The sequence below is a fragment of the Candidatus Binatia bacterium genome, assembly GCA_029248525.1.
Classification (GTDB): domain Bacteria; phylum Desulfobacterota; class Binatia; order UBA12015; family UBA12015; genus UBA12015.
This window is the reverse complement of the sequence record JAQWJE010000049.1, coordinates 458,888-473,026: the sequence shown is the minus strand read 5'-3', so window position 1 is coordinate 473,026 and position 14,139 is coordinate 458,888. Positions and strand designations below refer to the sequence as shown.

The 14,139-nt window shown below is 60.0% G+C and carries 14 protein-coding genes; 3 read left to right on the top strand and 11 right to left on the bottom strand.

Annotated elements, in window-relative coordinates:
- Positions 1-381 precede the first annotated feature (381 nt).
- From P8K07_14640 to P8K07_14615, 6 genes are all read right to left on the bottom strand, one after another.
- The gene (locus P8K07_14640) at positions 382-1,893 is read right to left on the bottom strand and encodes a PQQ-dependent sugar dehydrogenase (GenBank protein ID MDG1959758.1); all 1,512 of its coding nucleotides are present in this window, start codon (positions 1,891-1,893) and stop codon (positions 382-384) included.
- A complete protein-coding gene (locus P8K07_14635) occupies positions 1,893-2,300 on the bottom strand; it encodes an MmcQ/YjbR family DNA-binding protein (protein MDG1959757.1) in 408 nt (135 codons plus the stop codon). Before P8K07_14635 ends, P8K07_14640 begins: the two co-directional genes overlap by 1 nt.
- Before the next feature lie 75 nt (positions 2,301-2,375).
- Entirely contained in the window at positions 2,376-2,927 is a 552-nt protein-coding gene (locus P8K07_14630) for a rhodanese-like domain-containing protein (protein ID MDG1959756.1), read from the bottom strand.
- A gap of 37 nt (positions 2,928-2,964) precedes the next feature.
- Positions 2,965-4,062: a hypothetical protein gene (locus P8K07_14625; GenBank protein MDG1959755.1), complete on the bottom strand. Its 1,098-nt coding sequence runs from the start codon at positions 4,060-4,062 to the stop codon at positions 2,965-2,967.
- Between the two features lie 56 nt (positions 4,063-4,118).
- Positions 4,119-5,339: a sulfotransferase gene (locus P8K07_14620; protein ID MDG1959754.1), complete on the bottom strand. Its 1,221-nt coding sequence runs from the start codon at positions 5,337-5,339 to the stop codon at positions 4,119-4,121.
- A complete protein-coding gene (locus P8K07_14615; protein ID MDG1959753.1) occupies positions 5,336-6,118 on the bottom strand; it encodes an SDR family oxidoreductase in 783 nt (260 codons plus the stop codon). Before P8K07_14615 ends, P8K07_14620 begins: the two co-directional genes overlap by 4 nt.
- Positions 6,119-6,264: 146 nt before the next feature.
- On the opposite strand from P8K07_14615, the gene P8K07_14610 reads away from it, so the two are divergent.
- Together P8K07_14610 and P8K07_14605 are read left to right on the top strand one after the other, a co-directional pair.
- On the top strand, positions 6,265-7,926 hold the full coding sequence (locus tag P8K07_14610; GenBank protein ID MDG1959752.1) for a class I adenylate-forming enzyme family protein: 1,662 nt from the start codon (positions 6,265-6,267) through the stop codon (positions 7,924-7,926).
- Positions 7,923-9,224, top strand: coding sequence for a WS/DGAT domain-containing protein (locus P8K07_14605; protein ID MDG1959751.1), 1,302 nt, complete (start codon positions 7,923-7,925; stop codon positions 9,222-9,224). Before P8K07_14610 ends, P8K07_14605 begins: the two co-directional genes overlap by 4 nt.
- Here the strand turns inward: P8K07_14605 and P8K07_14600 are convergent.
- The gene (locus P8K07_14600; GenBank protein ID MDG1959750.1) at positions 9,221-9,598 is read right to left on the bottom strand and encodes a YceK/YidQ family lipoprotein; all 378 of its coding nucleotides are present in this window, start codon (positions 9,596-9,598) and stop codon (positions 9,221-9,223) included. The genes P8K07_14605 and P8K07_14600 overlap by 4 nt on opposite strands.
- A complete protein-coding gene (locus P8K07_14595; GenBank protein MDG1959749.1) occupies positions 9,595-10,476 on the bottom strand; it encodes a DsbA family protein in 882 nt (293 codons plus the stop codon). The genes P8K07_14600 and P8K07_14595 overlap by 4 nt, the downstream gene beginning before the upstream one ends.
- Before the next feature lie 24 nt (positions 10,477-10,500).
- Here P8K07_14595 and P8K07_14590 point away from each other — a divergent pair, with 24 nt between their 5' ends.
- Entirely contained in the window at positions 10,501-11,058 is a 558-nt protein-coding gene (locus P8K07_14590; protein ID MDG1959748.1) for a VTT domain-containing protein, read from the top strand.
- Between the two features lie 38 nt (positions 11,059-11,096).
- On the opposite strand, the gene P8K07_14585 is transcribed toward P8K07_14590, so the two are convergent.
- Genes P8K07_14585 through P8K07_14575 form a run of 3 tightly spaced genes read right to left on the bottom strand, consistent with a single transcriptional unit; the run spans position 11,097 to position 14,137 of the window.
- Positions 11,097-12,023: a hypothetical protein gene (locus P8K07_14585; protein ID MDG1959747.1), complete on the bottom strand. Its 927-nt coding sequence runs from the start codon at positions 12,021-12,023 to the stop codon at positions 11,097-11,099.
- Positions 12,024-12,069: 46 nt separating this feature from the next.
- Positions 12,070-13,296 (bottom strand): serine hydrolase, encoded by a 1,227-nt coding sequence (locus P8K07_14580; GenBank protein MDG1959746.1) that lies wholly within the window; start codon positions 13,294-13,296, stop codon positions 12,070-12,072.
- A gap of 58 nt (positions 13,297-13,354) precedes the next feature.
- On the bottom strand, positions 13,355-14,137 hold the full coding sequence (locus P8K07_14575; GenBank protein MDG1959745.1) for a class I SAM-dependent methyltransferase: 783 nt from the start codon (positions 14,135-14,137) through the stop codon (positions 13,355-13,357).
- Positions 14,138-14,139: the final 2 nt, after the last annotated feature.

The window sequence follows — 14,139 nt, the reverse complement described above, 5'->3', positions numbered from 1 at the left end:
AACTTCTTCCGGCTACCGTGCCCCAATTAACAGACTCAGGAAAGCATACGGCGCGGACAACCGTTGCCTCCGCATACGACTCTGCAGGGACCCGCACGGGCCGGTGCCGTCGATTGATTCTCGGACGGCGGCATCGACCAATCTGCAGGTCGAAACGAGAATCGTTCCGAGGGCTAAGCCAGCGTCAGGATCGCGTTGGCAAGATCAGGCGCCAGGGCGCGAGTCAGTGTCAGGCCGACAAAGAGGAGGAAGCCTGCGCCAAGAATCCATCGAAAGGTTCGAACCCAGATCATCCAGACATCCCCCCACCAGCCACGCTCGCGGTCACCGAAGCCGGCAACCCCGGAGAGACGGTGCCCAAATCTGTTGCCGACTGCAAGCTCAGCTGAAGCGGTCGAGTAAATAAATCGCCAGATCGGAACGCTGGGGGTCAGAAAAGGGGTATAATGGCATCGGAGGCTGCGGCGCCTGCAGGAATTTATCGAGAGAAAGTCTGGTGAACTTCTGATCCAGGTTGCGCAGGAGGTGCACCGGGGCAGTTCCCGCTCCCTCGATATGGCAACTCGCGCAATCGCTCGCCGCCCACAGGCTCTCTCCTTGCTGGTTTGCTCGCGCCAAATCGACCGGTGTCAGTCCCGCCAGGGGATCTTCGCGGACGAGCGGTACCGCAGAGGCGCGCGCCACGGGCCGTGCCGTTTCACCGTAGCTGATTCGATAGACCGAGCCGGTATAATCGTCGGCCACAAAAAGCGCTCCATCGGCGCCAACAGCAAGCCCGACCGGTCGCCCGGACACATCTTCGTCGACTTCGAACCCCTGCAGAAAAGGCTCCCGGTCGATTTCACCGTTCTCCCGGAAAAACAGAGTTACCACTTCGTAGCCTTGCTTCTTGCGCCGATTCCAGGAGCCGTGAAGTGCGACAAAAGCGGCCCCTCGGTAGCGAGCCGGGAAAGAATCCCCCTCATAAAAAACAATTCCCATCGGTGCCGAGTGCGCAGGCAACTCATGCACCGGGGGGATGGACATGGCGACCTTGTCCGGGCGCAGCGCACCAAAGTCCGGATCCGGTTGGCGAGGCGGGTTGGCGTAGGGCCATCCGTAGAATCCATCTTCGACAACGAGATTGATTTCTTCTGACGGGAAATCATCACCCAGAAGATCCCGACCATTCCCGGTGCTGTAGAGACCTCCGGTCTCGGGACGCCACGTGAAATCGACTGCATTTCGCAAACCCGTCGCGAAGATCTTCTCGCCGGAGCCATCGAGCTCATAGCGAACGATCGCCGCCCGGCGCGGGTCTTCTTCTTCGCAGACATTACAGCTCGAACCGATCGACACGTAGAGCTTTTCATCGGGCCCCACGTGCACGGTCCGCGTCCAATGGTTGCCGCCGTCCGGGAGGCCCGTGATGATTCGCTCCGGCGCGCCGACCTCGCGCGTCTCGGGGTCGAAAGGCATACGAACAACCGCGCTCCCTTCCGCCACGAATAGTTCTCCTTGATGCCACGCGATTCCATGGGGCCGGTCCAGATTCTCGACAAGGACCTCGACCCCATCATTTTGGCGATCGCCGTTCGCATCCTTGCGAATCAGGAAAATCTTTCCTTCGCGCGGCGAACTCACCAGAAGATCGTCCGCCGGAGTCCGCAGCAGAAGGCGTGCGTTCGGGATCTCGCTGGCCCAGGTCTCGATGCGGAAGCCTTCGGGGAGCTTGAGTCGTGTTTGCAGATCGGACTCGGCCATCGGCTCAACCTGCGACCCCGGAAGGTTCGAGAAGTTGATGATCAAGCCGCCAGGAAGCGCGATATAACCACACGACGATGCGCTGACCACGACCACCAGCACCAGGCTGGCGCCCAAAAAGAATCCCCAACGAAGCAATCGCTTGATCATTATTCCTCTACCTCCAGATCGGCCGGTGCATCCAACTGCCCCGCCAGCCGTGCCGGCGCCACCAGTCGGTAACTGGCTTCAACAAGACTTCGAACTTCTTTCCATGAAACACGTCGGTCCAGATAGATCCCTATCCAGCCCTTCACACCCAGGTAGGGTGGCCGAAAAAAGCGCTCTGGATCCACCCCGACCAACGCTTCCTGCGCGCCTTCCTCCCCCTTGCACCAAAGTGCGGGGCGACCGGCCTCCGGATCGCTGTAGAGCACAAACATCTTGCCCTTCTTCTGATCGACCCGAAACGTCGGCGTCTTCCACGCTATTTTCTCAAAGGTTTCGGGGAAGGCAAGACAAACTTGCCGTAAACGTTCGATCAGTCGCGAATGCGCCACACTTTTCGGCTTCGACATGCTCTTCCCGTCTAGCTCCAAAAGGTCCGGAATGCATATGAAATGCTCGCCCTAATCGAGGCCAGCCAACTCGAGTTAACGGTTTTTCTCCAGTCTGTCCGCGGGATACTCACGATACTTCGGCGCCAGAAATCTCTCCCAGATCGGACCGTAGGGATGAACGGCGCGAACCTCTCTACCGTCGCGCACAACAGGCTCTCCCGCATTCGCCCACGCAAAGATCGAACCCTCCAGATTGACGACTTGCGTATAACCTCCCTCGAGCAGGAGGGCGGCGAGCTGAGAGCTGCGGTAGCCTACCGAGCAATAGACAACGATCAACTGATCCTTGGGACGACCACCGAGAAGCGCCCGAGCCTCCTCCAGAGTCGCCGCGCGGCGGGCACCTTCGATATGGCTGATGCCAAACTCCTCCGGAGTCCTGACATCCAGCAGGAGAATCTCGTCTCCGTGGGCCTGCCGCTGGTCGACCAGCCACGATACCGAATGCTGTGTCACCTGAGGAAAGACCGTCCGGACAGCCCAGGCCACCGACTCGAGCGGTGCCTCGCAGGCGGTCAGAAGCAACAACGGCAGGGCCCAGACCCGGCGCCAAACCGTATTTCGCCATGCGGCCTTGCTCTTCATGAAATAGAAGATGCACAGGAATCGATGACCATTCCAATCAGGTCGCCAATCCCGCGAGCGATGCCAGCGACACCACCTCGCATTTCGTGCCCGGAATCTCTGATGCCCCCACCCAGCGAAGGGCGAGTCCACCGCGCACGTGGCCGGCGGTATCGAGCCAATTGGGTAAACCGGGATCCTGCCTTGCCACCACGACCTGCGCAGAACCGTCTGCAGCAAGAACCACTGTCTCCTGATTCACATGCGTGTCGCGATGGAAGTAGTCGAGAGATTCAAGCCAATGATTACCGATCTGCAAGTTCCAGTAGTCGCAGGGCGGGGGTGTGAAGTTGATGACCAGGGCCTCGTCTTCATTCAGCTCCCAGTAGGAATAATTATAAGAGGTCGAGGGATCTCCTTGTGCGAAAGCAATCAGCGACTCGGGAATCGGTTGAATCTCGTGGAGATGGCTCTGAAAATGGGCGGTCCAGCCGAGGAATTGCTCGATCGTCCCGCCAAGAATCGTCGGCGTGCCCCCCAGCGACGCCAGAAAGCGATCCGGGTCGAGAGGCGACGGCGTCCGATGGTCATCCAGCTTCCGCAGTTCGAGGTTTGCGGGGCGCTGCTCACGCCGCCGCGGCAAAACCTGGCGGACCTGCAAGGAGTTGGTCCCCTGCTTCATCGGAAGCCAGTTTCCATCCTGCTCCTGAAGGCTGATCGACAGCTCGAACTGACCGCCCGGTGAAACCCTCAGACCCCCGGTCTCCACGTAACCATCGCGAATCAATCCTTCGGGAGATCCGAGATTGCCGGAGAAGGTCCCGATGCCCAGCGAACTGGCATCTCCGAGGTCACCGGAGAGCACGTAGGCAAAACGAGGATCCAGACCCGCGCGGCAGTAGGCATAGTCCGGGTTGTCCAGCCCTACCTTCATCGCTTGCGAGAGCAGAGGTTGTCGGGCCGGAACCGGATCTGAAGTCATCATGCGCAGGAATACCGACGTGAGCCGCGCCACGTACCGCAGCCCCTCGGCGCGGTCGAGTGGGTCTGCAGGGGCGGTCTCGAGCACCCGACGTCCAACGCCCTTGAGTTCCTCGCAGAGCTGCTCCCAGACTTCGATCTCCCGCCCCGCTCCGGTTTCCTTATCCACTCCCATCCATTGGTCCTTTCCCCGCTGATCGCACTCTCGAGCAAGATCGCTCGGGCCCGGGCCTAGCCCTCCCGGGGCACATCGAAAACCTCGATATAGCGCGCAAATCGATCGCGAATCGCGTCAGCGCGCAAACCGAACCGCTGGGTCTCGTAGCGATGTGGATGAGGCTGGTTCCGCCTGGACCACTCCGTCATTGCCGCAGCACCTTCATCCGAAAGGCTCCTTCCGGCTCCGGCAAGAATATTTTGGGCAACACCCAGAGGGTTCGTCCGGAGTTCTTCGAAGTAGACATCCTGAAATTGCTCGGGACGGGTGTCCCGAACCGCCATCATCCTCTCGATTCCCCGCGCCCATAGATCCAATTGCTCAGCGCCCAACCTGGTTTCGTTCGGCACTCGATCGTTCATCCCCCGCGGGTAGGCGTTCAGACTGGCGACAGAGGGAATCGAGCATGCAGGGTCCCGATGGGTCATGATAATTCGTGCTTCGGGTACAGCTTCGAGCAACGCATCGCAGGCGAAAAGATGACTGGGATCTTTCAGAACCCATGCTCGACCCGGATCGTTCAACCCAATCATGCGTAGATTATTTGCCCAGCGCTGATAGGCGGGTCGCATATCGTGACTGGCCCACCAATCCGAATAAGATTGGACGCCGGCAGCGCATTGGAAAGTCACACTGGCAAAGCTCTGGCGGAGAAGATGCCAGCACTCATCCGGTTGATCGGCTTGCATCGGATGAATTGCCCGCATTTCGGGGGGCATCTGTTCGAGCATGGCGAGGCAGCGCCGGTAGCCCGCGACCTCGTGCCATCGTGCACGTTCCGGACGAGGCTCCGGGCTCTGTCCGAGGAAGAGTTCGAGTCCCTGATGCGCCGGGTCCGCGCAAAGCATCGACTGCAGGGCGGTAGTCCCGGTGCGCGGTAGTCCGATGATGATGATTGGCGCACCCAGATCAACATCACGGAATCGCGGGTGCTCTTGCATCGCCTTCTCCGAGAGCAGACGGCCCGCAAGTGCAGTCAGAATCATACCGGCCTGCACCTGCCGACCCACCTCGGACAAGTCCGCGTCCTGATCCAGGCTGGCCAGCAGAGTTCCGAGACCTGCCTCGTACTCCTCGTCCCCGAAATCGCTGGCTCCGGCCAGAGCGACTGCGATCTCGCGCAGAATCGGCTCCCCGGCGACCAGGCCCGTACCATGGGGCAAAATCTGGGGAGCTCGAAACGCACTCGGGCCGGATGTCTCGCCATGCGATCGGCGCGGCGGGCGCTTGCTCAATGGGCAAACTCTCCCGCTGTCACATCCAGACATTGTGCCGTAATCGAACGTGACATCCCGCTGGCAAAAAACAGGATCGCGTCAGCGATCTCCTCGGGCTCAGCCGCGCGACGCAACATCAGCGTGTCGAGGATGGATTGCCGAGCCTGAGCTTCCGGAATCCCGCGGGCCGCTGCATCCATCTGCGCGACCAACCCGACCACGGCGGCCCCGATATAGCCGGGAGCCACCATATTGACGCGGATCCCGTCGGGGCCATTCTCTGCAGCCAGACTCCGGGTCAGTCCCAGCAGGGCGTGCTTGGCCACTTTATAGGGGCCGTAGTTCACAGTTTGCTTGCGCAGAATCACCGACCCGATCATCACGATCGACCCTTCACCGGCGGCACGCATATGAGGAATCACTGCCTGAGAGAGCCTCAGAGGTGCGAAGAGATTCACCTCGAAGCTCTGCTGGATCTTTGCCACGTTATATTCGTCGAGACGCCGAAAAGGCGGCATCATGAACGCATTATTGACCAGAACGTCCACCCGACCGAATTCCGCAATCGACTTCTCGACCAACGCCTCGCAATCCTGTGGCTCGGCAAGGTCTGTCGGAACCGCCAGAGCCTGAACACCGAGGGCGCGCACCTCGTCAGCGACCTCGGCCAACCGCGCCTCGGTGCGTGCCGCGAGAACCACATTCGCGCCGGCTTCCGCCAGTTTCAGCGCTGTTGCGCGACCCAATCCGGGACCGATTCCCGAGACGATCGCCACTTTTCCTTTCAGAAGACCCATCTCTTTCTCCTCCCGCAAGGCACCCGTTGCCGCAGTTTGGCCAGCATACGCCATGCTCCTTTCTCGTATCCTGACAGGAGAGGAAGTGCATCCGATTCTGCGGGTCGGGGTTGGAGGCAACGGGCCGGGGGGGCTATACCCAAGGCATGCCGACCGAAGCTGAAATTCACGAGCAAATTTTCGGGAAGGGTGCTCCCTTCGAGATTCACACCGAGTCCGTGCTCGGAACACCCATGCCGGTGTTCCGAAACCGCCTGCCCTCACTGCGTGCCATGCTGGATGCTTCGGCCGCCCACGGGGACCAGCCCTATCTGGTGTTCGATACCCGGCGCATCACATACGCCCGCCACCACGAACTGGTTGCCGCAATCGCACGCTCCCTGCAGGAGGATTTCGGAGTCCGAAAGGGCGATCGCGTAGCGATTCTCGCCGCAAATCGACCTGAATGGATTCTCACATTCTGGGCGGTGGTGGGGCTGGGTGCCATCGCTGTCGGCCTGAATGGCTGGTGGACCAGTGACGAGATTCTCTACGGCCTGGAGGATGCCGAACCAAAAGTTCTCGTCGCGGATGCCAAGAGGCTCGAGCGCCTGGCCGGGCATGAGCACGGCGTTCCGGTAATCGAGATGGAAACAGGATTCGCAGCACTCGAGGCTGCCGCGGGCGACACGACATTCCCCGAAGTCGAGATCCATGAAGATGATCCCGCCTTCATTCTCTATACCAGCGGCACAACCGGGCGTCCCAAGGGAGCCGTTACAAGCCATCGCAGCGTCATCGGCTTCATCGCCATCAACCAATCTGCGGGCTTTCGTAATTTCCTCCTGAACCCGCCCGCACCCGACGCACCCGCCAATTGCATGTACGTCACCAATCCACTCTTTCACGTATCGGGACTTCAGGCGGCCGCCATCATGGGCCTCTCCGCGGGGCTGAAGACAGTCTGGAACTCCGGACGATTTGATCCGGAACGGACCATGGCGCAAATCCAGGCCGAGAGCTGCACGAGCTGGGGTGCCATGAATACGGTCCTGCATCGCATCATCACAAGCCCGGCATTCGCAGATTACGACTTGAGCTCGCTCAAGCAGGTCGGGGGCGGCGGCGCACCCACGGCGCCCGAGATGCAACGCAAAATTCGAGAAGCCTTTCCTGCCCTCCGCGAAGGAAACCTCGGCCACGGTTATGGCAGCACCGAATCCGGCGCACTCGCGACTGTGATCGGTGGCACCGAATGGCAAGAGCACCCGACTTCCGTGGGAGCACCGCAACCCACTGTCGCCATCGAGATCCGCAACGACGACGGCCAGTCCTTGCCCGAGGGCGAAGAAGGCGAGGTCTTCGTGCGCAGCCCGCTGAATATGTTGGGCTATTGGCGACGACCCGAGGAAACTGAGGAAACGCTTCTGGCGGGTCGATGGTTACGCATGGGCGACTGGGGCCACCTCAAAGATGGGCGGCTTTATCTTGCTTCTCGCCGGCGGGATTTGATCCTGCGCGCCTCGGAAAATGTCTATCCCGGCGAAATCGAAAACCGACTCGTCGAGCACCCTGCGGTGATCGAAGCTGCGGTGGTCGGTGTGCCTCATGAGGAACTCGGTCAGGAAGTGAAGGCCTTTGTCGTGATTGACGAGGGAATCTCCATCGCCGAGAAGGATCTCGCAGATTTCGTGGCGGCCAAGCTGGCCTACTTCAAGGTTCCCGCACATTGGGAAATCGGGACCAGCCTCTTGCCGCGAAACCCAACGGGCAAAGTCCTCAAGAACGTTCTCACAGGAGAAGCTGCCAACCGTTTTGTCGAGGAATGATGCACCGACTTCGGCGAGCAGAAGCGATCGGGTGGCGCCTCGATCGCAACCCACGATTCAGGCGAAACCTTCTGCTCGTCTTTCATCTGGACCGCATGCCGGACCTGCGCCACCTGCAGGCATCTCTGCGGCGAGCGAGCGCAACCTGGGAGCCGCTGCGGTCGGTTCTTCACACCTATCCCTGCGATATCCTTCCGCCCAGGTGGGTCGCCGATGGCGCGAGAACACCCCGACAAGGGCTGGCCTCCCTACCCTCTTCCTCAAATGCGGAACCGCAATTGCGCTTGCAGGAATTCGCACCCTTGCTCCTGCAGGCCTTTGATCCCGAACAACCACTCTGGAATTTGTGGGGAATCGAAGATGTGGGGGGAGGTGAAGCGGCCGTTCTGCTCAAGGTTCATCCCCTTGTCGCCGGCAATCTCGACTGGCTGAGTCTTTTGCTGGAACCCGGTCGACAACCTGAACCGTCGCTCCCGCCAAACGTGCGCCAACTCCAGCAGGAGCATTGGCTTACCGACCTCTCCGCGGCCGCAATGGACGAGGCAGGTCGACACGCCACACGGATTCGCCGGCGAATCTCCAAGGCTCCAGATTATGCGCGCGCGCCACGGCAATCCTTGCAGGATTTTTTCGAAAACACGCGGGCGACTGCTGCTCTGTTCGGCAAGGGGAAGCGACTCCCGGATACCAGACCGTCGCAAGCACCCTTTCTTGCATCCATTCGACTGCCCTGGGACGACGTCGCAGAATGTGCTCGCGTCACACGGAGCACAATCCGTGAGGTCATCATGGCCGCTCTGGCCCGTGCCATCAGTGACTTTCAGAGGGGAACTGTGACCTGCAGCCTCGAGGATCCCGAATTCCCATGGATCGCGAAGCAAGTCTCGCTGGCAACGACGGCCGGAGATCCACGAAGGCGTATTCGCGAACTCCAACATCGAACGCGACCCGCCGCCGCGGAAGCCGAACGGACCTTCCTCCCGGACACCGCCGAGTTCCTCGATCGACTGCCCCAACCCCTGCTCGAGGCCGCCGCGGATGAATGTTTCGCCTCCGGCGATTTCCGCTGCGAACTGCAACCCGGATTGCCCACAACCGCCTTCCTTGCAGGTGCGCGCGTTGCATCGCTCCGCAGTTTCCAGACCACCCGGGGCCATCGCATCGCCGTCTCTCTGATTCGCTCACTTGAGGATTTGTCCATAGGCCTCACCCTCGACAGCCGTGCCTTCCCCCAGCCCGAAACACTTGTGAACAAGATCCGTGCGGAGCTTGAAAATCTGATGCGGCTCGCCGGCTAGGGAACCGAGAGCGGCTTACCCGTTCCGCAAACCGGCAAGACCGCCGGCGTCGACAAGACGGTCAGTTCCCGAGACCGAGGCCCCACGATCCGATCGACCGGATACAAGAGGGTGTCCAGGACCAGAGAAAGTGGCATATCCCCAACGGGCCCCCAAGCCGTAAAGAAGTAGATGATATTTCCAAGATAGGGAGGTTGCGTCTCCGATGAAATGGCCGCTTCCCCGAGGCAGAGGGCGACACCTGCATCGAGCTTTACGCCGGAGAACGGTTGTCCGAACTGGTCCATCTCGGCTTTCGAAATGATGGTGGCGCAACCCGTTACCTGCAGGAGGATCAGTCCAACGCCAACCAATCCGCACAGCCATGACTTCATCGCGACGCTCCCTGATCACGCGCGGCTTCCATACCCAGATGCCCGGGTGCAAAGAAGACAGATTCCTCACCCCAGACGCGCGCGGTACTCTCCGGCAAACGGGCCTCCACACCGCAGAGCATTTCGAGTTCGGCAGCCGTCAGGGTTCCGAAATAGGTCAGTGCCTCCGATGGTGTCGGGTCCGGGCGAGGGTTCAGAGACTGCCCGAAGATATCACCCAGAGCCTCCTCGTAGTCCTCGAAGGGCTTCCAACCTGCGACCGTTACTTCCCTGCCGTTCCCAGCGACAATTACCGTCGGCACCGAGTAGCGCTGCCCCGCCTCGCAGGGAAGCGCGATGCCGTTCCCTTCACCGATCTCCACCAAAGTACGGACAAAGGCACTCGGTCGACGAACCTCCGCCCAGTCTTCGCGAAAAAGAGCGGCCGATACCTCACTTTGCAAATCTTCGCGGAAGTTTCTCGGATCAAGACCCGGCACCGCCGCGAGAACGGAACAAATCTCATTGACCTCCATCAAGGGCCGTCCATCGAGAAAAGCTGCCTCACGAAGACAGCGAAGCACCCGGGCCGCAATCTTGCCCCCTTGCAGCCCCGCCGCCTTGACGGCGCGGCAGGCGAGAACGCTGGAGGTCTCGCACCAACGCTGATTCTCGGCGAAGGGCATCCGGGTATGCCGCGAAACATTCGCCCATGCGAGGGAAGCGCCCTCCGGATAAGGCCTGTTGGCAGTTCCCTCGCCAATAATCCCGGCCATCACTTGGCGCCAGCGCAAAAGATGTCCATATCGCCACTGCAACAATCGAAGCTTGGGTTCAGTACCCCACGCCCAGCCACTCAGCGGGTCCGTATACTCGGTGAGGGTGAGCTTGGGGCGCATAGGGTATACCGTACGACGAAGACGATGAGTTTGGAAACGCAATCAATCCGGTTCGGCCCAATTCTGGCACTGGTCGGCCTCGCCACCAGCGGCTTCCTTGCGGTCCTCGCTTTTCAGGACCCCGAAGGGCTGACCCGCTTGTCCGACGAATACGGTTGGCGGGCGACGCTGATTCTCCTTCCCCTGCAAACTCTGATCTCCCTGTCGCTCTCTCCCTTGCCAAGTGACTTCGTCGGGTTCGCCCTCGCCCTGATGCATGGGTTCTGGGTTGGGACGGCCCTGATCTGGTTGGGATGGATGCTGGCTGCCTGGATACAATATAGTCTGGCCAAGCGAGCCACCGCTGATCTCGCTGTCACGAAGTTCACCTCGCGCCTGCCCCAACGACTCCAAAGGTTGGATATCGCTCATCCCGCATTTCAGATCTGCGTGCGCTGGTTTCCGATGGGCCCTCATATTGTGAACACGACCGCCGGCGTTCGCGGCGTCCCCCCGGGACGTTTTCTGCTCTTTGCCGCGATCGGAATCCTGCCTGTAGCCCTCATCATCTCGGGATTGGCCAACGGACTCTTTCCCCGATAAATATTTTCCGGTTCAGGGCCGCCTCCCCGCGTACCAAACTATTGGCGGGGATGACTCCGGAAGAATTCCACAACCACCTCACCCCAGTGCACCGGGTTGTCGGCGCCACAGCCCAAAAAGAGTCCACTCCCCGGAAAACAATGCGCTCGCAGCGGTTGGCTCCCCAGAGCGAATGGGGTCTCCCAATCCCACTGCATGAATTCGAAAATCGTCCCGTCCGCACCCTCGAATCGAGTCCACTCATATTCCGAATCCCCTGCCAGAAGAACACCCTCGTTCAGGGCATAGCCTTCCTGAATCCACTCGCGCACAGGAACCGAACTGGAGAAAGAAACCAACCCGTCGGTCGTCCCGTGTCCGTAAAGAATATCCACCGGGTTCTCGGGAAAAGATTCATCCAGACATCGTGTCCCCGCCCCCATCGGTGCCACCGAACCGAAAATCTCGGAGCGGTTGCACAGGAATCGCCAGGTCATGAACCCGCCCTGCGAATAACCCGTCATATGAACCCGGTCCTCCAGAACGTGAAATGCCTCCATCGTTCGTCGCAGAAGGGCTTCGACTTGTTCGTCCTGCCCACCCGAGTTTGACCAGCTATTTCCTCGATCAGTCAAGGGCGCGGTGGGCTGCAAAACAATATAGCCAGCCTCGCCGCCTCTCACTGCAATCTCGGAGTGAATTTCCTGAAGGTCCGCGGTCATCCCGAAACCATGGACATCGACGATCAGGCCGCACGCATACTCCGTGCAAACCTCGGGAATATTCAAATTGAAATCCAGTCCTTCGCAACGCAGCTCATATGCTCCGGGGCCAACGTCGGTGAGACAGTCATCGGCGACCGGAGCGTTGATGGGTACGGTCGCCGGCAGTGGAACTTCCGCTGTCGTATTGGCCGAGTCGCCGCACGCGACGAAAAAGAACAGCGCGAGAAATCCGAGAGCGAAACCCTTTGATCTTGTCAGCATGATTCGAGACTACGTGCTCATGCGAGAACGGTCCATAGCCGCGGGATCAATCGATGAGAGCGGCGTATATCTGCGAGCGCAATTCAGCCCGGAAATTATAGGCGCCGCTCGGGATCAATTGGGTCATGAAAATCACGACCAGCTCTTCGGCAGGGTCGATCCAGAACGCCGTGCTCGCCATGCCACCCCAGGCGAATTCTCCAAAGCTGCCCGTATTACTGGTGCGGGCACCGCCTAAATTGATCGAAAACCCGAGACCAAAACCGACCCCCTCATAGGGCGTCTCCGAGAAGGAACCGCCAGCAGCATATTGGGTCAGATCTCGGTCCCCGGGAAGATGGTTGATGGTCATGAGGTCAATCGTCTTGGGCGAAAGCAGCCGAACCCCACCCAGAGCCCCGCCCTGGCGGAGCATTTCGGAGAAACGAAAATAATCTGCGGTTGTCGAGACCAACCCACCGCCACCGGAAGTGAATTTGGGAGGGACCATATAGGGCGTCGTCGGCGCGGCATCGGTCAACCGCGTGCTGCCGTCGGCCTGCAACTCATAACAACCCGGCAAGCGCGATCCCTCGCTCTCGGGGACAAAAAATCCGGTGTCGCTCATGCCCAGAGGAGCGAAAATTTCCTCCTGCAGAAATTCGGCAAACGGGCGACCCGAGAGAACCTCGACGAGGTAGCCGAGAACGTCTGTCGATACACCATAATTCCATGCCGTACCCGGGGAGAATTCCAGCGGAAGGTCGGCCAGCGCCCGAGTGAAACCCGCCAGATCATATTCGCCATGAGACGCGCCCAATCCGAGTTTTCGGTAGCCATGATCCACATTCGACCGACGCACAAACCCATAGGTGAGGCCGGAGGTATGCATGAGCAGGTCCTTGATGCGCATCGGGCGCTCCGGCCGTGAAGTCAGATAGTTCGGATGTGTCCCCTGCTCATACACGCGCAGCTTCCGGAACTCCGGGATATGGGCATGGACCGGGTCCTTGAGTTGAAAGAGGCCTCGCTCGTAGAGCATCATCGCCGCCACCGTCGTAATCGGCTTGGTCATCGAATAGATGCGGAAGATCGAGTCTTCCCGCAGCGCCTCGGGTGCCTCAAAAGCCATCCGGCCCAACGTGGATAAATGCCCCACCTGACCGTGGCGTGCGACCAATAATTGAGCCCCCGCAATCCGATCGGTGGAGAGATACCTATCGGTAATAAATTGATCGACCCGCGCCAGGCGGTCGGCCGAGAGTCCAATTTCCTCTGGTGTCACTGTTTCCATGCGGGCCCTACTCAATCACGCAGCGCTCCGGCTGGGAACGGCCCCGCGCAAGAAACTGTCATTCCGATCGACGGCCGATCACCAGAATCGACCAGCCCCACCGACTCCAGGGGCCGTGCGTGCCCAAAGTTCGGTCCAACCACTGCCAGCCAGACCAAGGGCGTAGTTTCCCTGTGAGTCTGCGCGTCAGAAATCTCCAGGGCACGAGGTAGCTTGCCCCCCACCTCTCCGGAGAAAACCCGGCACGTCGAAGTTTTTCCGTGAGCGTACGAGCATTATAAAAACGCAGGTGCTCGCGGTTCCAGCCCATCCACTCCGCCTGCCCGCGGATATGACGCTGGAAAAATCCTTCGGTCCAGTAATTCAGGGAGTGGTCATTCTGCGTCGCCAGAAAAATATGACCTCCGGGTCGAAGCTGCAACGCGACTCGCTCGAGGAACGCCTGATCTTCGACGAGATGCTCGAGCAGATCTTTCGCAAAAACGAAGTCAAACCTGCCCTCGATCTTCAAACTTTCGGCATCTCCCTGGCAGAGATGCACCCTCTCGCCAAGATTTTCTCGCGCGGCTGCATGAGCCAGAATCGCCAGGGCGTGGGGGTTCCGGTCGACCGCCCATACCTCGGCACCTTGCGCGGCCATCCACAGAGTAAACTGTCCACCTCCGCAACCGTACTCCAGCACGCGCTGGCCCCGCCAATTATAAGCGGATAAAAGCTTCTCGATGACAGCAGCTTTGGCTAGGTTCGTCGGGCTCGCGTACATCTGCCGGTAGCGCCGATCCCCCGAAGCCGGATCAGGGTCCTCCCACCAGGCATCTGCCCGAGAAAGCTTCTCCCTCACGT

Coding starts and splice junctions, on each gene's coding strand:
- P8K07_14640 (MDG1959758.1), bottom strand. CDS start 1,893: ATGATCAAGCGATTGCTTCGTTGGGGATTCTTTTTGGGCGCCAGCCTG.
- P8K07_14635 (MDG1959757.1), bottom strand. CDS start 2,300: ATGTCGAAGCCGAAAAGTGTGGCGCATTCGCGACTGATCGAACGTTTA.
- P8K07_14630 (MDG1959756.1), bottom strand. CDS start 2,927: ATGAAGAGCAAGGCCGCATGGCGAAATACGGTTTGGCGCCGGGTCTGG.
- P8K07_14625 (MDG1959755.1), bottom strand. CDS start 4,062: ATGGGAGTGGATAAGGAAACCGGAGCGGGGCGGGAGATCGAAGTCTGG.
- P8K07_14615 (MDG1959753.1), bottom strand. CDS start 6,118: ATGGGTCTTCTGAAAGGAAAAGTGGCGATCGTCTCGGGAATCGGTCCC.
- P8K07_14610 (MDG1959752.1), top strand. CDS start 6,265: ATGCCGACCGAAGCTGAAATTCACGAGCAAATTTTCGGGAAGGGTGCT.
- P8K07_14605 (MDG1959751.1), top strand. CDS start 7,923: ATGATGCACCGACTTCGGCGAGCAGAAGCGATCGGGTGGCGCCTCGAT.
- P8K07_14600 (MDG1959750.1), bottom strand. CDS start 9,598: ATGAAGTCATGGCTGTGCGGATTGGTTGGCGTTGGACTGATCCTCCTG.
- P8K07_14595 (MDG1959749.1), bottom strand. CDS start 10,476: ATGCGCCCCAAGCTCACCCTCACCGAGTATACGGACCCGCTGAGTGGC.
- P8K07_14590 (MDG1959748.1), top strand. CDS start 10,501: ATGAGTTTGGAAACGCAATCAATCCGGTTCGGCCCAATTCTGGCACTG.
- P8K07_14585 (MDG1959747.1), bottom strand. CDS start 12,023: ATGCTGACAAGATCAAAGGGTTTCGCTCTCGGATTTCTCGCGCTGTTC.
- P8K07_14580 (MDG1959746.1), bottom strand. CDS start 13,296: ATGGAAACAGTGACACCAGAGGAAATTGGACTCTCGGCCGACCGCCTG.